21 protein-coding genes and 1 pseudogene are annotated in these 21,980 nt (G+C 41.5%); 9 read left to right on the forward strand and 13 right to left on the reverse strand.

What is annotated here, in order from left to right; all coding sequences use genetic code 11:
* The first annotated feature begins 11 nt into the window (after positions 1-11).
* Complete coding sequence (locus tag WA1_RS47195; RefSeq protein ID WP_033335693.1) at positions 12-1,154, forward strand: alpha-D-ribose 1-methylphosphonate 5-triphosphate diphosphatase; 1,143 nt, start codon at positions 12-14, stop codon at positions 1,152-1,154.
* A gap of 93 nt (positions 1,155-1,247) precedes the next feature.
* Here the strand turns inward: WA1_RS47195 and WA1_RS47200 are convergent, their stop codons facing one another.
* Entirely contained in the window at positions 1,248-1,826 is a 579-nt protein-coding gene (locus WA1_RS47200; RefSeq protein WP_017745062.1) for a calcium-binding protein, read from the reverse strand.
* Between the two features lie 462 nt (positions 1,827-2,288).
* On the opposite strand from WA1_RS47200, the gene WA1_RS47205 reads away from it, so the two are divergent.
* A complete protein-coding gene (locus WA1_RS47205) occupies positions 2,289-2,513 on the forward strand; it encodes an acetyltransferase (protein ID WP_272819376.1) in 225 nt (74 codons plus the stop codon).
* Positions 2,514-2,636: 123 nt separating this feature from the next.
* On the opposite strand, the gene WA1_RS47210 is transcribed toward WA1_RS47205, so the two are convergent.
* The gene (locus WA1_RS47210) at positions 2,637-3,998 is read right to left on the reverse strand and encodes an alkaline phosphatase (RefSeq protein WP_017745064.1); all 1,362 of its coding nucleotides are present in this window, start codon (positions 3,996-3,998) and stop codon (positions 2,637-2,639) included.
* Between the two features lie 675 nt (positions 3,999-4,673).
* Here WA1_RS47210 and WA1_RS47215 point away from each other — a divergent pair.
* Positions 4,674-5,594 (forward strand): bestrophin family protein, encoded by a 921-nt coding sequence (locus WA1_RS47215; RefSeq protein ID WP_026134842.1) that lies wholly within the window; start codon positions 4,674-4,676, stop codon positions 5,592-5,594.
* 122 nt (positions 5,595-5,716) lie between these two features.
* Here WA1_RS47215 and WA1_RS47220 read toward each other — a convergent pair whose 3' ends face one another.
* From WA1_RS47220 to WA1_RS47240, 5 genes are all read right to left on the reverse strand, one after another.
* On the reverse strand, positions 5,717-6,208 hold the full coding sequence (locus WA1_RS47220; protein ID WP_017745066.1) for a quercetin 2,3-dioxygenase: 492 nt from the start codon (positions 6,206-6,208) through the stop codon (positions 5,717-5,719).
* Complete coding sequence (locus WA1_RS61045; protein WP_081403087.1) at positions 6,205-6,426, reverse strand: hypothetical protein; 222 nt, start codon at positions 6,424-6,426, stop codon at positions 6,205-6,207. Before WA1_RS61045 ends, WA1_RS47220 begins: the two co-directional genes overlap by 4 nt.
* An 85-nt stretch (positions 6,427-6,511) precedes the next feature.
* Positions 6,512-7,225: an NADPH-dependent FMN reductase gene (locus WA1_RS47230; protein ID WP_017745068.1), complete on the reverse strand. Its 714-nt coding sequence runs from the start codon at positions 7,223-7,225 to the stop codon at positions 6,512-6,514.
* A 54-nt stretch (positions 7,226-7,279) separates the two neighbouring features.
* Entirely contained in the window at positions 7,280-8,077 is a 798-nt protein-coding gene (locus WA1_RS47235) for an SDR family NAD(P)-dependent oxidoreductase (RefSeq protein ID WP_017745069.1), read from the reverse strand.
* Between the two features lie 78 nt (positions 8,078-8,155).
* The gene (locus tag WA1_RS47240) at positions 8,156-8,665 is read right to left on the reverse strand and encodes a DM13 domain-containing protein (protein WP_017745070.1); all 510 of its coding nucleotides are present in this window, start codon (positions 8,663-8,665) and stop codon (positions 8,156-8,158) included.
* A 380-nt stretch (positions 8,666-9,045) separates the two neighbouring features.
* Here WA1_RS47240 and WA1_RS47245 point away from each other — a divergent pair, with 380 nt between their 5' ends.
* Entirely contained in the window at positions 9,046-10,341 is a 1,296-nt protein-coding gene (locus tag WA1_RS47245; protein ID WP_017745071.1) for an ATP-binding protein, read from the forward strand.
* Positions 10,342-10,459: 118 nt separating this feature from the next.
* On the opposite strand, the gene WA1_RS47250 is transcribed toward WA1_RS47245, so the two are convergent.
* Both WA1_RS47250 and WA1_RS47255 read right to left on the reverse strand, forming a co-directional pair.
* On the reverse strand, positions 10,460-10,897 hold the full coding sequence (locus WA1_RS47250; protein ID WP_017745072.1) for a KTSC domain-containing protein: 438 nt from the start codon (positions 10,895-10,897) through the stop codon (positions 10,460-10,462).
* A 287-nt stretch (positions 10,898-11,184) separates the two neighbouring features.
* A complete protein-coding gene (locus WA1_RS47255; RefSeq protein WP_033335697.1) occupies positions 11,185-11,733 on the reverse strand; it encodes a nucleotidyltransferase family protein in 549 nt (182 codons plus the stop codon).
* A 298-nt stretch (positions 11,734-12,031) separates the two neighbouring features.
* On the opposite strand from WA1_RS47255, the gene WA1_RS62125 reads away from it, so the two are divergent.
* The 4 genes from WA1_RS62125 (at position 12,032) to WA1_RS47270 (ending at position 16,794) form a co-directional block, all read left to right on the forward strand.
* Entirely contained in the window at positions 12,032-12,145 is a 114-nt protein-coding gene (locus WA1_RS62125) for a photosystem II protein, Psb35-related (protein ID WP_473163458.1), read from the forward strand.
* Positions 12,146-13,287: 1,142 nt separating this feature from the next.
* Positions 13,288-15,159 (forward strand): substrate-binding domain-containing protein, encoded by a 1,872-nt coding sequence (locus WA1_RS47260; protein WP_017745075.1) that lies wholly within the window; start codon positions 13,288-13,290, stop codon positions 15,157-15,159.
* A 120-nt stretch (positions 15,160-15,279) separates the two neighbouring features.
* The gene (locus WA1_RS47265) at positions 15,280-16,473 is read left to right on the forward strand and encodes a WD40 repeat domain-containing protein (RefSeq protein WP_066613305.1); all 1,194 of its coding nucleotides are present in this window, start codon (positions 15,280-15,282) and stop codon (positions 16,471-16,473) included.
* An 87-nt stretch (positions 16,474-16,560) separates the two neighbouring features.
* Complete coding sequence (locus WA1_RS47270) at positions 16,561-16,794, forward strand: DUF433 domain-containing protein (RefSeq protein ID WP_017745077.1); 234 nt, start codon at positions 16,561-16,563, stop codon at positions 16,792-16,794.
* A 126-nt stretch (positions 16,795-16,920) separates the two neighbouring features.
* Here WA1_RS47270 and WA1_RS47275 read toward each other — a convergent pair whose 3' ends face one another.
* The 4 genes and pseudogenes from WA1_RS47275 to WA1_RS47285 all read right to left on the reverse strand — a co-directional run bounded on the left by WA1_RS47275 (position 16,921) and on the right by WA1_RS47285 (position 20,200).
* Positions 16,921-17,967, reverse strand: coding sequence for a Fic family protein (locus WA1_RS47275; RefSeq protein ID WP_017745078.1), 1,047 nt, complete (start codon positions 17,965-17,967; stop codon positions 16,921-16,923).
* Positions 17,968-18,073: 106 nt separating this feature from the next.
* A pseudogene (locus WA1_RS47280) lies at positions 18,074-19,390 on the reverse strand (DEAD/DEAH box helicase); the annotation flags it as partial.
* On the reverse strand, positions 19,314-19,610 hold the full coding sequence (locus WA1_RS59065) for a hypothetical protein (RefSeq protein ID WP_026134844.1): 297 nt from the start codon (positions 19,608-19,610) through the stop codon (positions 19,314-19,316). The pseudogene WA1_RS47280 and the gene WA1_RS59065, both read right to left, overlap by 77 nt.
* Positions 19,611-19,687: 77 nt before the next feature.
* Positions 19,688-20,200, reverse strand: coding sequence for a hypothetical protein (locus WA1_RS47285; protein ID WP_026134845.1), 513 nt, complete (start codon positions 20,198-20,200; stop codon positions 19,688-19,690).
* Between the two features lie 420 nt (positions 20,201-20,620).
* Between WA1_RS47285 and mgtE the strand changes: the two genes are divergently transcribed.
* Positions 20,621-21,967 carry a magnesium transporter gene (gene mgtE, locus WA1_RS47290; protein WP_017745079.1) on the forward strand — a complete coding sequence of 449 codons (1,347 nt, stop codon included), beginning with the start codon at positions 20,621-20,623 and terminating at the stop codon, positions 21,965-21,967.
* Positions 21,968-21,980: the final 13 nt, after the last annotated feature.

The raw sequence follows: 21,980 nt of genomic DNA on the forward strand, positions 1-21,980 counted from the left end.
AAGTAAATGCCATGAAAACTTATTTAACCAATGCACAAGTTGTCTTAGTGAACGAAGTTATCAACAATGCCTCATTAGTGATTGAGGATGATACAATTATTGCAATCAACCCGATATCAACTCGTAACGCTCAAACTATTGATTTAACTGGCAAAACTCTAATGCCGGGTATGATTGATTTGCACTGTGACGCCATTGAAAAGGAAATAGAACCACGTCCTGGTGCTTTATTTCCAATGCCTTTTGCGATCGCACAAATAGATAGGCGCAATTCCTTGGCTGGAATTACGACTCCTTTCCATGCAATTTCCTTTGCTCATGAGGAGTTAGGGGTTCGGAATAATGATATAGCAGCTGAGGTTGTACAGGCCATTCATGCTTACCAACCTCACGCCCTAGTAGATAATCGCGTGCATTGTCGTTACGAAATTACTGACCCAACCGCTTTACCAGTACTTTTATACCTACTAGCTGAAGAGTGCATTCATCTTGTATCTTTAATGGATCATACTCCAGGACAAGGACAATTTAAAGATTTACAATCTTATCAAAATTATCTGTCTCGGACTTATAAAAAAAGTGCTGCCGAAACTGAAACAATAGCACAGAGAAAAATAGAAAATGCTGTAGGCGCACAGTCACGAATTGAAACTTTAATTTCTAAGGCTTTGTCCCAAAATATTCAAGTTGCTAGCCATGATGATGACACACCAGAGCGAGTGCAGGCTATGGCGAATATGGGAGTGAGATTAAGTGAATTTCCTATCAATTTAGAAACAGCTAAAGCGGCTACAGCGATCGGAATGTCTACAATATTTGGCGCACCGAATATTTTACGCGGTAAAAGCCAAAGCGGTTCCATCAAAGCGATTGAAGCTGTTCACCATCAAGTTGCCAGTTGTTTGTGTTCTGATTATGCTCCAGGAACACTACTTGCGGCTGTTTTCCGACTTTTGGATATTTCAAATTTGACCTTACCGCAAGCAATTGCTCTGGTGACTTATAACCCCGCACAAGCTTTAAAATTACATGACCGAGGGGAAATTGCTGTGGGTAAACGAGCTGATTTGCTAGCAGTAGAAATGGTTAATGGGTTACCTCAAGTTAATGCGACTTTGGTAGCAGGTAAAATTGTTTATAATTGCAGTTTATAGTTAAATGACTCACCACACTAATTTTGAGGGGTTAGAGAAAAAACCTTACTAGGCGCAGAGGGCGGGAGATAATACTCCCCCTCGACCTAACTATTAGGTAATAGTTGTGATTGACCGACCTATGTTGATTTGCAGGTTTTCTAGAGATTGCTGACTTTGAATAATGCCAATCAATTGCTCAGAACCATTACCATCAAACCGATCGGCATCGAATAAGATCCCTAGACCGGAGACACCATTAGGTAGTTTGACATTTTCTAGCTTATACTCTACCGCTCCTTTAAGCTGAATTATATCTTTACCCGGCTCAAAGTCAGTAATTAAAGCGTAGCTTGGTGGGGGTTCATTCGGAGACGGTGCAACGATGAATCGAATTTGACTATCATCATAATAAATTTTAAAGGGATCTCCAAGAACAAAGGTGTCTCTACCCGCACCACCAATCAATATATCCCGCTCTAACTGACCTGGTTGTTCATCTAAAGGATTTACACCAATGAGGATATCATCACCTCTGCCACCATACAAATTATCATTACCATTACCACCGATAAGTACATCATTACCATTTCCACCAATGAGCAAGTCTTTACCACCAAAACCGTCGATCTGATCCTCAAATGGAGTACCAAAGATCCAATTATTGTCTTCATTGCCGTTGATAATTGTCATCTCAACTCTTCCTTTTTAAACATGAAATTACCTCTGCCGATCGCTGTAGCTACAGCTAATTTTGTCAGGTTGTTATTGAGCATGATTTTCTTTCAGTAAAAATATTTAGATAGCTAAAATAAATTATACTCTTATTTGGACAATACATTCATCACCTATCTACGTCTGGAAGGACTAAATTAGTATCTATTATGGCAATTAAATATCAGTAGCGATGCTAGGTAAGGGATTTCCAAGAAATAAATTACCACAAGAGATATTTGAAGACTTTTTTATTTGGAAGTCCCCAAAAGTCAATGAGTTCGCATATTGTCAGGTATCTTGATGTACTCAGCTTAATGTTTCATATTAAGTATTTTCTTTTCAGAAGATTACATAAACGGATTTTGTTTTGATTAAAAAAATATCATAATATTTGAAGAATTATTCTGGGGGAAAGTTATGTTTTTAAAACATAAAAATATGAAAACCCTAATTGAAGTTTTGACAATGCCAGACCTTTATAATCCATTTCGTCAAGAAATTTGGGGGCAAAGTCATGCAGGAGAAGAACTCCAAGAGCCAGCTTTCTTTGAGAAGTCTGACTTGATATTTCCTTCTGGTGAGTCGTTACCCAGTTGCTGGTTAAATCCTCATTATCTAGAGCCAAATACTTTAGTCAATACTTTGAGTGCGTACCAATCTTAACTTTAATTAGGTAATTTTTGATGTTGCTCCCGGCTATATTGACTGCTGGGAGCATCGCCTTTGAAAAGTTTAAGCGGAGCGAACTTGCCGAGTCTTCACAATGACCAATTCAAACAAAAATATTTACTGTGTTGATACTTCCTTACCAAAGAGAGTACGGTACATCAAGCGATAAATAGCTGTATTGTCCACAGTTCCATTCAACAAATTTGCATTTAACCCATGTGCTTTGGAAACAATTGCTCCCGAATTATCATTAAAACCCGACCAAACAATAGCAAAGGGGAAGCGCAATCCTTGTTTATCGGGTGCTGAGACGAATGGTAATGTTGCTGTCCCTTCCCTACCATCTAGGGGTGCGCCGTTTTCAGTTTTTTCAGGAATGGGCTTATCCAGGGGAAAATCTTGAACTGTCGCTCCAACGACTTCTAACCCCCCAGCATCACTATCTGCAGCAGTTACAAGGAGAGTATTGGAGTTCTTTTCAATAAAATTCATAGCTACACCGATCGCATCGTCAGCTCTTTTGATGGCTTCAATGCAACCTACAGCATTGTTATAATTACAAAAATTATCGCTGCCTTCCTCTTCCAAAACAATGAAGAAACCATTGCGGTTTTGCGACACAATTTTAAGAGTTGCTTGCAACATTTCGGCTACTGTTGGCGCAGTGGGAACATACAAAGGCAAACCCCGCTTTTTCAAAGCTTCTTCTGAGGCGTCATTGTAAGTATCTTCAGCCGCAAAAATCCCCAAAACTTTTTTAGTATTGCTTGGTAAATTCAAAAGTTCATCACGGGTGTAAACGATGGTGTAACCTTTGCTTTTTGCCAGTTCTATCAAATTGAGCTTATCAGCACGTTGAGCTTGTTGTGCCGTTGTGTATCTTCCTGCAGTCCCTTTGGGAAGATACCATGCTTCACCACCTCCCAAAATCACATCTGCACCTGACTCAACAATTTGTTTGGTAATTTCATCAAAATTACCACGACTTGCTGACTTGGCTAAAAATGCACCTGTTCCTGGTTCGGGAATAATACCGGAGTTGATAATCGCAGTTGCTTTTCCTGCAGCTATCGCTTCCTGCATAATAGTCTTAGGTTGACCGGAAGCTGCTACCACTGGTTGACCCTCTGCATCCAAGCCAAAAGAGTCAGCATTCACCTTCACTCCCGTTGCGTGGGTGACTGCACCTGCATTGGAAGTTGCTGTAAGTTGGTTTTTCATGTGTCCCAGGTAGACAGCGAGATTGGACATTTTATCCCAATTCATTCTGCCATCAGGACCGTAGTGAAGCATTCGCGCTGCACCCCAATGAGATGCACTCGTACCGTCAGGATGAATAAATATAACATTACCCTGACTTGAACCAGTATTGGTTGTGGGTAGTGAAGCACAACCCACCATAGTTGTCAGAGCCAAAATCGCTAAATCAACAATAAATTTTCTATTAATTGTTTGTACAGCCTTGAATCTTATAAGCATATGCTTTAATTTAAGTCAATAGCCCAAAGTCATAGACGGCGGTTCAACAATTATGTTCCTTTTTAGCGTTTTTATATCAAGTCCGCTTAATTTGACTTAACCCATGCTCTCGTAAAAGCTGTTCGTGATGGCTGTTGACTATTACATCTGTCTTTGTCAGTGATTGTACGCAAATTTTTTCGTGATTAACGTCACTTGTAATGTTATTAACATTACACTATAAAATAAACGAAGGTGCATCTACTTGTACTTGACTACAGGAGATAAATCTTGCTTGCCACACATAAATATCTGAACTACACTTGCACTTCACTTTGTAAAATTTCCCTTGTTAGAAGTCAAAAGTCTTTTGCTTTGTAACTTCCGACCTATTTTCGTCTGGTCAGCTTTTTCTGCCAACCTGCACTAGTACTACAACGAGAGATTCAATTTAGTTTGATCGTGAACCTCTGTTCTATGAGTTTTTCGCTAACGCCTAAAGGCGTTAGCGAAGCTATTGCTATGCATGTTGAACTAGCGCTTACAACCTTCATTACTTCGTCAAAGTCTCGTTGTCGTACTAGCCCGGTGAGGTTATTGAAACAAAACCTATCTTCATATTGTTCAAGTCACATGAAACGTTCCAAAAGCAAAGTTTTTTTTAACCATTTCATTCAAAATCCTTTGCCAGTTGTAATGTCTAGTTCAGAAAAAATCGGCTGGCTTCAAATAGCGTTCCGGCTAAAAGGTTCGGTTCTTAAATCTATTTACCAACGCGTTATCGCCTGCGGTTTGTTTGGTATTTTGATTTCTGTCTTGTATCATTTAAAATGGCCTGTATCCCACCCTTGGACAGAGGGGGTTATTCCCAGTATCGTTTTAGGCTTGTTACTAGTATTTCGCACGAATACAGCTTACGAGCGTTTTTGGGAAGGAAGAAAAGTCTGGGGTAATATCGTTAACGATGTGCGAAATCTGGCTAGGCAAGTTTGGGTAACAGTAGATGAAAGAACACTGGAGAGTAGAGATAATAAAATGGAGGTTTTGCGGCTAATAGTCGCTTTTGCAGTAGCAACTAAAATACACTTGCGGGGAGATGTAAATAATGAGTTAGAAACATTGATGCCTACTGCTAGATATCTAACGCTGAAAACAATGAACAATCCTCCTTTGGAGATAGCTTTTTGGATTGGAGATTATTTACAACTACAATACAATCTCAATTGCATAAATAGCTATCAATTAATCGCTATGCAAGAATTGTTGAATAGTCTAGTAGACTGTTTGGGAGCTTGCGAACGCATTTTAAAAACTCCTATACCGCTAGCCTATACTATTCATCTCAAACAAGTGTTATTAGTTTACTGTTTCTTAATACCTTTTGAACTAGTGGAAGGTTTGGGTTGGTGGACGGGATTATCCGTTGCTTTGATTAGTTTTACTTTGTTTGGCGTTGAAGCCATTGCTCTAGAGATCGAAAACCCTTTTGGTCACGATCCTAATGACTTACCCTTAGACACTATTTGCAACACGATAAAACGCAATATTGAAGATTTAATGACCCTAACTCCTAGTGTTCACTCCCATAGACATCTCCGAAATATAGATACTTTCTAGTTAAAGGATATTGTAATAAAAACGACCAAAAATAGAACTGTCCCAGCAATTTTCTTGCTGAATTTAGCAGCCATAGCAGCACTCCATCAAACAAATTTAATTTTTAGTTTCTCATCCAAAAACTACTGAGCAACAGCAGAAGGAAGAATTTCTAAACCGTATTTAGGAGCAGTAAAGAGCAATTTTTCGATGTCTTTGGGAGTCACACCAGGTGATGTAGTATTTTGCTCTGATACTGGTGTACCCACTTCGATAAAAAGTTGCTCCAACCCAGATGGCGTTAACCAACATAAGAATTTAGCTGGTTTTGCGCCGATGTTACGAAAACTGTGGGGCTGTCCCTTTGGGGAATGAACGAAAGTTCCAGGTGTGGCTATAAGACTTTGTCCCCCAAGTTGGAACTCTATTTCACCTTCTTGAATGTAAAAAGATTCGTTTTCGTGGGTGTGAATATGGGGCGGAGTTGCGCTGTGAGGTTGCATGACAATCTCTATCAGCGCATAGGTTTTACCTGTATCGTCGCCCTTTGCTTTAAAGGTGTATAAGTCTCCTAGTACCCAAGATGAAGAACCTTCACCTGGTTGTAGACATATGGCGTTTAGATTAGCTATCATAATAAGTTGGTTAGGAATAGGGTAAGTCGATCGCTGAGTATGTATGTGGCATCACCAAGCTTGTAGTGCCGATAACCACAGCGAAAATGACCCCAAGGGCGTATGAGTGAAGCTGGATGCTCTAACAGAGCAGTCACCACTGCTGCGGAAATCATAAAGATGCCTAATCCCGCAGCTTCCATGAAGTACTCTGGATAGTGTTTCCTTAGTGCTTGCATAATTTATTCTAGGTAGTGGGAAGTGGGGATGCAAGACCTTGCGCCCCTACTAGTTTGAAACGACCATTAAAAACAAAATAGTCACTTAAGCGATGGGAGTGGCTTCCACTTTGCCAGTTTGGGCATCATGACTAACATTAAGGACAGTATCCATTGCATCAATACCCATTCGAGCAGCCATTTCTGGGCAAGGTTTGCTAGCATGAACGTTGACTTGAGTGCTGTCTTTCTTTTCCAAGTTGACTTCTAGCCGCCCATACCTAAGCACCGTTGACATCCAAATCAACTCATTCATAAACCGTTCCAAACGGCGAATGTAGGTTGCTTTGTCAATCAGATTCCCAGATTCATCAAACAAATTTTGGACGTTGCTAAAGTTGAGGTCATAGAAAATTGTCATTAGCCCCAACTCACGCATCACAGGCAAAAGGTTTTGGATAACCCGTGTACCGCCAAAGGGTCCGGCTGAAACACCACACAGCCCGACGGCTTTATGGATGTATTCTTTGAGGCAAGTGTCAAGTACATGCTTGAGCAAACCCGGATAACCGTGATTATACTCTGGTGCAACGATAATTAATCCGTCCGCCCGTTCAACAGTACTGGAGAACTGAGGGTCTTTAATAGACTCACCTGCGTCATTGGTGGTAATTGGAATGTTACGAATATCAATCAGTTGCGTTTCTACATCATCTCGTACCGCAATCTGCTCGACAATAAATTTGGCTACATGTTCACTTTGGCGACCTTGACGGGGAGTACCCAAAATGACAGGAATAAACAGAGGGGTGTTTGTCATAATTGCTCTTTTGTGACTGGTGCAATTTTGGACTTTAGTGAGATATTAAAGTATTTACTGCTCCTGATAGTTCCAAAGCAGCCCACCATCTACAAAAAAAGTACTGCCTGTAATATAGTCAGCATCAGAGGAAGCTAAGAACACTACTAAGGAGGCGACATCTTGTGGTTGTCCAAGACGACCAAGAGGAATATTCTGCAACAAAGCACCCAACTTTTCTGGGTTGTTCAACAGTTTGGTGTTAATGGGAGTTTCGATCGCTCCTGGTGCAACGTTGTTAATTGTAATCCCCAAAGAACCCAATTCAACTGCCAGGTTACGAGTCAACATCTTCATCCCACCTTTGCTGGCACAGTAAGCTGTAAAATTCGGAAATGGCAATTCCTCATGCACCGAACTCATATTGATGATTTTTCCAGTCCGTTTTGTTTCAATCAGGTGTTGAACAAAGGCTTGAGTGGCAAAGAATACACCCTTTAAATTGACATTCATGACAGCATCATAATCTGCTTCTGTCACTTCCCAGAATGGTGCGTGTTTTTCAATCCCAGCATTGTTTACCAGAATATCTAGCTTGCCAAAATGCTGAATACTTTCCGCTATAAGTTGACGCACCTCCGACACGCTGCCCAAATCTGCTTTCAGGGTGTAGCCTTGAGATTTGGGACACTGAGCCATGTGACACCTACCGCCAATAGCCTCTATTTTGGCTAAGGTTTCTTCTGCCCCTTCTGGGTGAGAGCGATAATTGATGACAACATCGGCTCCTTCTTGAGCAAGACGCAGGACAACACCTTGTCCGATACCTTGACTGCTACCAGTCACTAAGGCAACTTTACCTTGTAGTTTCATAATTTAATTTTGGATTTTAGATTTTGGATTTTGGATTGACGGATTTTTTGCATTCTTTTTTCAAATTTCAGTCAATATTTAACTTTTTAAACTGGCAGCACCAAAAGTGGCATTGAACTTACGACACCAGATAGCAACAGACTTGTAGTTTGCTAAATTAATGTTGTTAGGAATCGCATAAGTTTGAGCACCACTAAATTTTTTTAAAGGAGCAAGAACAATGTAATCTCCTTTTTTTAAAGGATATGCTGGTGGCTTAGTTGAACCAATTACGTTATCTGAACGATGTAAAATGACTACCAAATCAGGTCCCATTTCAGAAGTCTTAAACGACTGCTCAAGCTCTAGCACTGATTTCCCATCTTTACTGGTAATACGAGCTTTGCCTTGAGTTGTATGTTCTCCGGAAACAAACGTGCCAGAACTTATAGCAGTTGCAGTTTGAGACTTCACCTGAGTCATTGATATCGGAATTGATTTATTTGCTGAAGCAGAACTTTCAGTCAACTCATTCTTGGAGATTTCTTTTGTACAGCTAACCATAACACTAGCAGCTAGAATCATTGTGAGTAAATATCCTAGTTTCATAATTTAAAATACCTCAATACATCAACTAACGGTGGAATCTTTGTCTTGAACTGAAACTAATTATTGCTTGAATAATTTATCGATTAATTATTAATCACTAAGCATTAACATCTAGAAAGCTGAAAATTTGTCTAGAAATTTCTCATATATTTCTCAGCAAAATCTAAACTTTCAAAGTATTGCGATTAACTAGTCACTGGTCACTGGTCACTAGTTAATTTACATTTCTTTATATAAATTTTCATAATTCTTCTACATAAATAACACATTTGTATAGTAATATTTGGCTCATCAAAATTATCAGGATATCCAGAATTAAAACTTGGAAAATCCAAAACTTATACATTCATTCAATTTGCTAAACCATGTAACAAGCATCCATGAGCAAAGCTAATGATGAAGATCTGTTGTTGCAACAACCTTGGCAGCGCGAGCGGCTAATCATAGCACGTTTATCCTCTTTGAACTATCGCACTGGTGAACTAGGCAGCTATTTGCATAATATTGCCTGCGGAGTCAGCGAACTGATTGGAGTAGATTGGACGGTTGTTACCTTTTGCCAAGAGGGATTTGAAACTATCCTAGCCAGTAGTCTGGAAATGGCTGAAGATACACCCCGTGTTTACGCGTTGCATGGTAGGTTAATTGCTACAGTTATTCAAATTGGTCGTACATTAGCTGTTGAGGATGCAGTGGCTCATCCAGAATATGGCAGACCTGCACCTGGGTATAGAGCATATTTGGGTATACCATTACAAACCTCTGAAGGTCAAGTATTCGGTACTATTTGCTCTTTTCATAGGCAAGCAAGGGAATTTGCAACAGAAGAAATCCAAATTGTGGAACTGTTTGCGGAACGTGCAGCAACGGCGATCGACCACTTTCATCTTTACCAAAAACAGTGCGAATTTAATCAACTTTTGGAAGCTGAGGTAGAAAAACGCACTGCTCAATTGCTAGAAGCCCAAGCCAAGCTTGTAGAACAGGAACGCCTAGTCGCTATTGGTGAATTTGCGGCGACGATCGTGCATGAAATTCGCAATCCCCTAACGACAATGATTATGGGATTGAAGTATTTTAAGAAAATTATTTTGACTGAACCAGCTCAAGAGCGATTATCTCTAGCGCTGGGTGAAGCTAGTCGTCTAGAAAATCTACTGAGTGAAATTTTGCTCTATGCCAAACCCCAGGTGCTGCAATTAAGTGAATTGGATGTGAATGAATTCATTCGTGAGTTGCTTGTGCTAATTCGTGAGATGCCAGAAGCTCTGTCACGGCAAATTGAATTTATGCCAGCGTTATCTACGATCAAAATCTTGGGGGACAGAGATAAGCTAAAACAAGTTTTTATCAATATTGTTCGCAATGCCTGTGAGGCAGTCTCAGCAGGAGATGTCATTAAGTGGCAAGTAGACACTTTGTCTCAAGGTAACGTCTGCATTAATGTGTGCAATAGTGGTGAACCCATTCCTCCAGAAATTCTCTCAAAACTAACGCAGCCTTTTTTTTCTACAAAACCTAGTGGTACTGGGTTAGGACTTGCTATTACCAAACGCATCGTCAATGCTCATGCTGGAGAATTATCCATTCAATCTGACGCAGTCACAGGAACTACAGTATGCGTTCAATTACCGATGGTTGCTGCTGGAGGTTGTGGAATGCTAAGGGAAGGATAAAAGCTGTTAAGTTACCAAATGCTAGGAAAATCGCTAATTGCTAATGGCGTTTCATGAAGAGCAATTAGCGATTCAAGGAGCGCCTAAAATCGTCAATATTTTGATATTTTCTTTCTACTTAATAACAACAATCATCCGTATAATATGCGTCATCTATGCGCTCGGATGAATATCTACCTTTGATGTTTTCGTTGAAAAATCTGCCAATAGAATCAGCCTCATGTAAATCTTCCCAAGTGTCAGATTCTACCCCAGAATATTGATATACTGCTCCGTTATGAAATTCGACCTGCAAAACTTGTTCGTTTGAATCGTACCCCACAGCGTTAGCCATGGATGAACTTACAGGTAACATCTCTATTGATTCCGGTAATGAAGGAAGTGCAGGAGAGTCAGCAACGATCGCATTCAATTGCTGTAGTCCTTCATAAGCTTGTATTGGCGCAGGAATGGCTACGCACTCAAACTCGTCGCCTCGGTCAATTAACAATTGCAAGTATTCATCTGAGTGAGCGATCGCTACGAGATTACTCAAATCTATCTTAGACAGTTTCATTCAATTTTTCTCTCCATTTGGTATAATAAAGAATTATTTAACTAGTCGAAATCGCACTCATCTTTTGCTCTGTTAAACACTTTTATAGTACAAAAATACCATAAAAGAATTCAGAGGTCAAGCGGTATCCAAAGAAATTATTTACAGCACTTTGTCGTATGAGGGATTTCCAAGAAATAAATTACCACTACTTGTGGTACGGGCGTCCCCGCCCGTACTATACTAGTGACGGCTTGTGTCGCCCGTACCACAAGAGATATTTGAAGACTTTTTTATTTGGAAGTCCCTTATCTAATTGCGTTGTAGCGTAATAAGCAAGGGCATTTCTGCAAGAACTCAGATGCTTTACGCTCTGCATCTGGGTTATGAAGATGTGCTATTGTTGGTTGGATAGTACCATTAAACAGGTCATCCAAACCATAAGGCGTGAAGAATTGCCACTGCCCATCTCTGTCGATCCGAACTCCTACTGTAGTAGCAGTGTGCAACCAATTTGTAATGCCATCTTCTGTACTGTCATATGTTTTGTTACCGGGACGCCAACGACCAAAACTAGCTTGATTTTTGACATCAAATAGGTAATTGGGAAATTGTTCCGTCAGGATTGCTTTGGCGGCTAGTTCTTGAGAGCGATCGCCCTCCGCATCAAAAAAGGCAATATCAAAATCTTTGATAACCAACTGACAGTCTTCCCCAAACAGCTTTCTCCATACAGTATTTCGCACTGCACCGCCAGCCAGCCACCAATTAGGAAGGTTAGTTTGAGCGATCGCAGGTAGCACAGTGCCAACAGGGGAATCAGTTAAGAGCGATTGAAGGCGATCGGTAGTATTCATAAAATTTACAATCATCAAATTTTATAAGGTCAAAAGCTGCTTCTCAGCTTCACAGTTCATTTCTCATAATTAGGGTCGCCGGTGACATAATTCTATAGTCATTGTGGAGCAATGCCCAAAAAGCATAGATCGATCCCCAATGAGCGATCGGGGAACCTAGTTTTATAAGTGAAATGTTACGCACTGTGACAGTTATACAATTTCTTTAAGAAACGTTGCGACTCTTAAACACATTTGTTAACTTGATCTTGTGAATCAAACCAATTAATGAGGATTTATACTCACAGGAGGTTTAATCATGTCAAGTTCAATGATGGCAGTTGTAGCAGTGCTAATCCTGGGTTGGATTCTAGCTTCTACTATTGGGACTTGGGCTTACTTTGCCAATCAGCCTAACAAAAATGAGCGATAATCTTTCGTATGCGTGAAGAAGGCAGCGGGCGCTAACAACGCATAAATCAATACAGAATGTAGAACCAGAAGTTTAAACAGAAAAGAAGAGGTCAAAGTCATTCGTGTTATTACCCCACTGATGAAGAAGAGGGCTTGAATTTGGAATACAATTTACTTTTTTTCATCAAGAAATTGAGGTCTTCCTTAATTTATTCATGATTAATTCGTAATTAGGAAATTTTTCATGACTGATTACGAATTAGTAATTATTTGGTCGGGCTTCAGTCCCGTGAAGACAACGCGTGAGTATCCATTGCGCCCGCTGCCTTTCGTCTCTCGGATTCGGTAGTTTTGCTTGACACGTTTTTTATATTGTCGTTTCAGCCATGAGTCTCTGGCTAGAAACCCAGTTTGTTTCGTGTGAGTGCGTAAGTCCTGATTATAAGACCGCACCACTTTTTAAGCAGTGCGGTCTGGATTAGTATAAAGAGTTAATTAAATTAAAATTATTTGAGGCTTTACCTGTCGTCAGTTGACCTCAGTTTTGTTTATCTATCAGGAACTACAACATCAAATCCCACCATTCCAGATTTGACTCAAACATTTGCATAAACAAAAAATTAATGAAGATAAGTTTTTTGCCAAATTGGCGATTTTTTATAAACCTCACTGGATAGATTAATACAAGAAATCGTCATGCACATCATCTTTGCAACACCGGATGCCCTAGATTTATAATCTAGGGTTTTGTTTTATATTCGGTGACCAGTGGCCAGTAACCAGTAACCAGTGACCAGTGACCAGTGACCAGTGACCAGTGACCAGTGACCAGTGACCAGTGACCAGTGATCGGTGACCAGGTTAACAAATGTCTAATGAAGTTGGGTTTTGTTCTTCAAACTAACCTAACTTTGATTTTGTTTCTAATGTTAACTGAACTCTTTTGCTCTATAAAGATTTTAAGAAAAAACAATTAAGAAAAAATAAGTATTAAATTTCTATGGCTCTAAGAGTGTAAAGTTAACTAAGGTTGGGATTTACATGAGTAAATTCCTCACCGAAAAAAACAATGACAGGGTTGTATAATGAATGCATCTTACCCGGAAAAATAGCACGTGAGGCTGGTAGACCGTTGAATTCCGCTACCTTAACATGGGGCATATGTGGCAAAAAGAAAAAAAAGATAGTTCGACAATCAGTTTCTCTTTACTGCTGGCATTAATACTTACCCCAGTAACAACTCTTTTCGTGTCGGACTTTGCACGGGCGCAATCTTCTCCTAAGGCAACATCATCCCCCCTTCCAGAAACTGTGAATGGTCTTAAGGTGCGGATTGATGGTTCGGATAGAATGTTAGCAATTAATCAAACATTGAAACGAGGTTTTGAAAACCAGTTTTCTGATACAGAAGTTGAAGTTGCTGCTAGTGGATCTGAGACTGCGCTCAAAGCACTGCAAGATGGAAGTATTGATATAGCAGCAATTGGACGTGGGTTGAAACCAGATGAAAAAGCCCAAGGTTTGGAATTAGTTCGCTTGCGACGCGAAAAAATTGCCATTGTGGTAGGTAAAGATAATCCCTTCAAGGGTAGTCTAACAATTAAGCAATTTGCCAGAATTGTTCGAGGAAGAATGACAAACTGGTCGCGGTTGGGACGCACTCAAGGTAAGATTCGTTTTATCGATCGCCCTGAATCAAGCGAGATGTGGCAAGCAATTCGCGGATACTCTGTCTTTAAATCAAGGAACTTTACCAAGAGTTCCAATGCAATCCAGATAGCTGAAGAAAACACCTCAGAACTGGTGAAGCAATTAGGTAAAGATGGTATTAGTTATGTCAAGGCAGATCGGGTATCGCAACTGCAAGGTGTACGAGTTGTGCCAATACATGGGACTTTGCCAAAAGACCCCAAGTATCCTTTTTCACTGCCCTTAGTATACGTTTACAAGAAAAACCCTAGCTCACCTGCGAGCCGTTTTCTAGCTTTTGCCAAAACGCCTCAAGGAAAGCAAGCTATAGAAAATGCTAGGGACAGTGAAACCGTGACTGTTGCTCAAAGCCTAGCTGGGACGGTTATCAAAAACACAAGTCTCTCAAACCGAACTTCAGTCACAACTAACCCTACTATTTCACCAAGCTCTGAGGCGACGCCTAGCCCACCATCCACGAATACTGTCATTCCAACGAAGACTTCTGGAGAATTGGTTTCTCCCAGCCATCGAGCGTTTGCACCTCCTCCCGATCGTCGTGAAAATAATCAAGCAATAGCATCTCTGTTTTGGTTAATGGTACCTCTAAGTTTAGGTGGTTTGATTTTATGGCGTTCCTATAAAAGACGATCGCACAAAGATGAGGATTTCCAAACAGCAGCAATATTGTCTCCCAATTCATTCCAAGAACAAGGGAACAATGGGACAGCATCTCAGTTGAGAGAAAATACTGCAAACCCAAAATCTCGTAATGGAAAAGTTTCTCACAACACGCCGTTTACACTCTTATCCAAATTGACAGGGAATCTTGTGAGTGTTAATGGAGGTGCTGCTTTGGCTGGAGGTGCGATCGCAACTGGTACAGAGCTACAGTCCAGAGAGTTAGATACAGTGAATAGTGTTGTGCAACCGCAGGTGAAACAAGGTAAAGCTTTGTACCCTCCTTTGCCAGATATCTGGGATGAACTGGCGGCTGACGATCGGGAATTATTAACTCAAGGTGCAACTTCATCTACATCCGTTCAGCCACAAGATTCGCAAGAAATCACAACAGATGTGGAAACATCAACAGAGGTTGTTAACGATGCAGATGCTAATGTTTCCGATAGCATCAAACCCGAGCCAGGAACTACAAACAATGATTTGCCAGACTATGACAAAGCATTAGATTTAGATTGGGAAGCACCAGTAGCAATTGTCACTCCTGTGTATCCTAAATTCCCAGATATTGCTGCAATGGGGTCGGGTTTGCCACAAGAGGGAACTACAGACCCAGATTTGTGTCCCGAATTGCTGGATGATTCAGTGACCAGTGACCAGTGACCAGTGACCAGTGACCAGTGACCAGTGACCAGTGGAACAGAGGGATAGTTATAAAGTCAATTGATACACGATATATATCTCTCTACTAGAATGATACGGAAGCCCAATTTTAGGAAAGCGATGGCAGTGCTATCTCTAGTAGGGGCGCAAGGCATTGCGCCCCTACAACTTTCCGCGCCCCTACAACTTTCCGCGCCCCTACAACTTTCCGCGCCCCTACAACTTTCCGCGCCCCTACAACTTTCGCGTATTGCGACTCATCCTATCAATGCTAGTTCTGCCTCAATTGCTCAAAACCCTGTCGCCTCACTTCAAGAAAAAAACAGTCAATTGATTCGCACTTTTGTTGGACATACAGCTCCTGTTCGCGCTATTGCGATCGCTCGGGATGGTCTAACTCTTGCTAGTGGTGGTGATGATAGGACGGTTAAGCTGTGGAGTTTTCAAACAGGACAGTTACTGAGTTCTTTGTCCGGTCATTCAACGGGAGTAGAGTCTATTGCTATCAGTCCAGATGGACAAACTGTTGTAAGTGGTGGTATTGATGGAACAGTTAAGCTGTGGGATTTGAAAAAAGGACAGTTGTTACGCACTTTGACCGGACATAAAAGTGGAGTTAAAGCAGTTGTTATAACTCCAGATGGACGAACTCTTGCTAGTGGAAGTGCAAATACAATTAAGGTGTGGGATATGACAAATGGAAAGTTGCTACACACTTTGAAACCAGGGGCTTTTGCTCTTACCGTTAGTCGCGATGGTGAAACTTTGTTGACAGGTCATGATGATGGCAAAATTACATTATGGAACTTAAGTACGGGTAAACTGTTACGTAGTTTTGTTCCTCCTCAAAAATCATCTGGAGTAACTTCAGTTGCGATCGCACCTGATGGACAAACTCTAGTTAATAGCAGTGGCGATGATAGTTTCCCATCGCTACCACAGACAGATGGCAAAAATATCAAAGTGTGGAACTTGCAAACGGGAAAATTACTGCACAATTATTCAGCCCATCTTGGTAGTGTAGAAAGTGTTGCGATCGCTCCTAATGGGTTGGTTTTTGCCAGTGGGGGTCAAGCACGGAGAGTGCAACTGTGGAGTTTGAAGACAGGGAAGCTACTTCGTACTTTTGAAGGTCATGGAGGGAACGTTTATGCTGTTGCTTTTAGTCCCAACGGGCAAATGTTGGTGAGTGGTAGCGGTGATAAGACAATTAAAGTTTGGCGGTTGTTACCGTCTCCTTCACCTCGCGTTCCGGTGAAGCCTTTCGATTCTGTTGGTATGACCGTTTCCGAAAGTAACGTTTTTTGCTTTTAATATCTGAAAATAGAATCGATTGATGCTACAAAGTTATCAGCTACATCGTTTATTCTAATTAATACCGTTTACAATACTAGAAAAACTATGAAATTTTCACGCATAACAGTGAATTCAAATCAAATGGGTGGTGTCCCTTGTATTAGAGGGTTACGAATTCCAGTCGCTACTGTAGTTGGAATGTTGGCGGAAGGAATGGGAGATGAGAAGATTTTACAAGCATTCCCAGATTTGGAACTCGAAGATATTAGAGAGGCTTTACGGTATGCTGCTGTAGTAGTTGCAGAACGTGAATTACCACTACTAGTAGCTAATTCATGAAATTTTTTATTGATAATGCTTTATCACCTCTAATTGCTGAAGGGCTTCGTCAAGCTGGTTATGATGCTGTCCACTTTTATATAGGTACTAGAACGCCTGCCAGTACCTATATAATAGGTACAGTACCTATTTCTTGCGCCAGCGAGCATCTGGACCTCGCCCCAAACATTCCATTCGTCCAGCATTTCTCTCTTGGCGGAGAATACGGCGAATCAAATCGATCCCTACCGTAGGACATCTTTCTTGTAAATCCTTGATAGAAAAATCTCCGGGTATATTGTTAACAGCACCTAGCACCATTGCGGTTTTGGCACCTTTTGCAGAACTTACCAATCCAACCCGTTCCTCGAACTCTCGATATGCTGACAACACTACGACTCCCAGAAAATATTCCCACCAAGGTGATAAGTTGTGCTTTCCTGTATGCCAACTTTGTGAGGATTGGTAAAGCGTGTCGTAGTAGCTTTCCTTTGTACGTTCTACAATTCGTTCCAAACTGATAAACCGACCGGCTTCGTAACCTGCTTTGTACAGAAGCAGTAGCGTCAGCAGGCGAGCCATCCTTCCATTACCGTCACTAAAAGGATGAATGCACAAAAAATCTAATACGTAAGTTGGAATCAGCAATAATGGCTCGATCTCTTCAGATTGCCAAAGAGTATTAAACCTTTCATGTAAGCTTGCCATCGCTAATGGTGTTGCAACAGCTTTCACTGGCTCAAATCTAACAATTTTTGTACCATCTGGGTAAGTTGCGCTAATAACGTTATCTACTGACTTCCACCGTCCACCTTCACCAACAGTAAACTGGTAAAGGTCGCGATGGAGCTGTAACACTACCCCAGGAGTGAAGGGAATGTGAGCATAGCTACTATGAATTGTATTGAGCACGTCTCGATAGCCAGCAATTTCTTGTTCGGAGCGATCGCGAGGTGTTGTTTTTTCAGCGACTAGTTCCTTAATTCGTTCTAGAGGTACTGTAATACCTTCTATCCGGTTAGAAGACTCGGTACTCTGAATAATTGAAGCTTGGCGCAGGGTTTCAAGAACTTGAGGTGACTGTTCTTTAAACAATTCCTGCTTACCTTTGTACTCTCCAATCAGCCGGATGGTACGCAGTAAATTTTGAGAAATTGGTTGGTGCTCAATAAAACCTGGTTCAAACGATTCCATGAAGTGACCTTATCTCCGTTAAATAGGTACTACAAAGTAGCTCAGTACCTATTTAATATGTATAGTACTTATTTCTGTCGCCAATCAGTAAAATATTAAGATACGATTACCTTTCCTGAATCAACTGCAGTAACTCCTCAGTTGATATCTTGCCACTCATCTCCGCACCTTCCAATAGACTATCCGCCAAGTCTCGCTTGTGATGATGCAAGCTAACAATCTTATCTTCAATGGTATCTTTTACTACCAAGCGATAAATAGTTACCGGGCGTTGTTGACCGATGCGGTGGGCGCGATCAGAAGCTTGGTCTTCCACTGCTGGATTCCACCAAGGGTCCATATGAATGACATAGTCAGCAGCAGTGAGATTAAGCCCCGTACCCCCCGCCTTCAGACTGATTAAAAATACATCCCCTTCGCCAGACTGAAAAGCATCCACCCGTTTTTTGCGTTCTGGTGCGGGAGTACTTCCATCTAAATACTGGTAATGAATCTGTTGCTTCTCTAGATACTCGCGAATAATCTGCAAATGGTCAACAAACTGACTAAACACCAAAACCTTGTGGCGATTTTCTAGTAACTCCTCCACCACCTCACCAAAAAGCTGCAACTTGGCGCTCGGAAGTGGAGCATCTGGTATAACTAAACGCGTATTGCAACAGGCGCGACGCAGTTTCATGATTTCTGCTAAAACTTGTAGATGTTTCTGACCTCCTGCTACCTCACTATCCGTCAGTTTGGCGATCGCATCCCGACGCAGCGCTTCATACAATGCCATTTCCTCTCGACTCAAATCCACGTGTAAGGTAATTTCAGTCCGAGAAGGTAACTCTTCCAGTACCTGATTTTTCGTGCGCCGCAACAGGAACGGTTGAATCAGTTTTTTCAACCTGTTACGTGCTTGTTTGTCCTGAAATTTCTCAATGGGAATAGCAAAACGTTGGCTAAAACTTTCCAAGGAACCAAGCAACCCAGGATTGATAAAGCGGAACAAATTCCACAGTTCACCAAGATGGTTCTCAATCGGAGTTCCTGTCGTAATCAATTTAAACCCGCCTTGGAGTTTCATTGCAGACTGGGAACGTTTGGTTGCTATATTCTTGATTGACTGAGCTTCATCCAGAACAATGGTTTGCCATAGTACCTGAGACAACATCTCAGCCACTTCTTCCTGCTGTAACAAACCATAGCTGCAAATCAATATGTCAAATGGCTGTAGCCGATCCAACACCTTTTGACGATTGCCACTGCCAAATTGAATAATATTGAGGGTAGGAGCAAAACGCTGCGTTTCACTTACCCAGTTCAGACACACTGAAGTAGGAGCCACAATTAGGGTTGGTCCTTCATGAGCGCGAGTCAGGATGACAGCTAATGCTTGCACCGTTTTTCCCAATCCCATTTGGTCGGCTAAACACGCCTTCCAGCCGATTGTCCTTACCAAGAATTTCTGCAATCCGCCGATGTCCAGCACCAATCTCAATCACTTTTATCCGAGTTGGGGTTTCTTTAATAGCCAAGATTTCCTGCTTTTCTGGAAGCTTGGGAAAAAATTCCAAAGTTAAGCGATCGCCCTTGGTGCAAGACGTATCCAGCTTATCCCCATTCCCCTTTTTCACCAGCAATTCCGGTTCTCCTTTCACAATTTCTACACGAGTCGTTGGAGAATTTTCCCAAAAAACAAAAGGATGTCCGACTAACTCACAAATCGCTTTTTCATTTAAAGTGTACTCAGTTTTCCCGAATCTTCAAGTTGCTTATTAATAAAACTGAGGCTGTGACTGTAAAGACCAATACGGACTTCCCGCAGCAATTGACTCTGACTTTTGAAATACCGAGGTCCATCTTCCCACCGAGTTTTCACAGGGAATTTTTCCTGCACTGCTTTAACCAGTGCATCAAACCTTCCAGCTTTAACTGCATCACGAGTCGCGACTTCCACAAGTAAAGGATGACATTGAGGACCCTGTCCAATTGGTTGCACCAACAAACCTGCTGCTAACAATTTATCAATATAGGGCTTTAAAGTTGAAGCATTAAAAAGCTGACCCTTTTCATTACGTGCGCCAACATAAGTAAAACACTCTAAAAACGAAGTTCTATTTATAGACTCATAAATAACCGAAAACAATTGGACAATACTTTGTTCCAACACTGGTAGCTGATGATAGTCTTTCGCAAGTTGTGAGCGAAGCAGATCGCTATTAGCCCCAGAATTGCTCGTAGTATTCATCAGAATTACATAGATTTTTTATACTAAACTTGTTGATAACAGACTAGACATTATAAACTAAAATCTCTACAAAAAATAACTTAATCTTTATTCACATAAATCCTCTCCCGCCTCTCTTACCTCTGCGTACTCTGCGTCCTCTGCGGTTCAAAAAGTTTCATGACCTCAAGATCCCCTCAAGATCCCCGACTTTTTGAAGAAGTCGGGGATCTAAGCAAGAAGTCTTGTCAATAATTTTTATTTGCTGTAATATAAAATACCTTAAAAGCTCACCTAAAAGTACGCAGTACTCCTCTTTGAGTACTATCGTCGATTTTTTTAGATTCAATGGACACAAGTTCGCCGAGTAGTCACAGTAGTTACCTCCCAAACGCTTGGTGAGTTTGTCTCCCAGCGCGAGGGAGACATTAGGAGGTTTTTATGCTCACCTGGGAAGGACGTGCTGAACTGTCAAACATTGCTGACTTAAACCAGCTAAAAGTTGAACTCAATCGTTTACCAGCTGTTGATGTAGGAGACTACATAGTCGAACAGCCCATCGAAAAAAGAGCGATCGCATTCCGCTTGCTCAACAAAGATCAAGCGATCGCAGTGTTTGAATACTTACCCTCAGAAGTCCAAGAAGAACTGATTGAAGCACTTCACGCCACGCAAGTCTGTCAAATTGTGGAAGCAATGAGTCCGGACGATCGCGTAGAGTTGTTTGATGAGTTACCCGCAAAAGTTGTCAAGCGTCTGTTGCAACAACTCAGCCCGGAAGAAAGGCAAGTAACAGCAACAATTCTCGGCTATCCTGAAGGAACAGCTGGGCGCGTCATGACAACCAAATATGTCCGCTTGCAGCAAGGCTTAACAATCGGAGAAGCGTTAAACAAAATTCGCCGTTACGATGAAGATAAAGAGACAATTTACTACGCCTACGTCACAGACGAAAACCGCAAGCTTGTGCGAGTCGTCTCCCTGCGTCAGTTGTTGTTTACCATTCCTGAAGCTTATGTCAGAGATGTAGCCAGCGATCGCGTCGTCAAAGTCAAAACAGAAACCCCCCAAGAAGAAGTCGCTCAGATCATGAAGCGCTATGACTTGATAGCACTTCCTGTCGTGGATCGCGAAGATAAACTTGTGGGGATCGTCACAATTGACGACGTAGTAGACATTTTAGAAGAAGAAGCCACAGAAGATATTCAAAAACTTGCAGGCGTAAGTGGTGGTGATGAAGCCGCCCTGTCACCCCCCCAAGTCACCCTCCGCAAGCGTTTTCCCTGGCTATTGGCTAATATTGGCTTGTATGTGGGAGCCGCGAGTGCGATCGCGCCATTTCAGCAAGTCATTTCCGTAGTACCAGTTTTAGCTGTTATCATGCCAATTCTATCCAACACCAGTGGTAACGTTGCCATTCAAGCCCTATCCGTAACAGTACGGGGGTTAGGAGTAGGAGAAGTTACACCCAAAGATACTTTCAAAATTCTTCGTAAAGAAATTCTAGCAGGATTGGGGACATCTGTGGGGTTAGGATTATCCTTGGGTATATTATCGTTGATTTGGTCGCCACCTCAAGAGAGATGGGTCGCAATTGTTGCAGCTTTAGTAATGGCAGTTAACGTATTTGTTGCAGCTAGTATGGGTACAGTGTTGCCAATGGGTCTTAAAAGGTTAAAATTAGACCCTGCGTTGATTAGCGGACCGTTGTTAACTACATTATTGGATGCAGTCGGATTTCTCACTTTCCTGACGCTGATTTCAGTGGCTTTGAAAATTTTTCGTTGAGATTGCCCTCATC

The organism is Scytonema hofmannii PCC 7110 (assembly GCF_000346485.2).
Lineage (GTDB): Bacteria > Cyanobacteriota > Cyanobacteriia > Cyanobacteriales > Nostocaceae > Scytonema > Scytonema hofmannii.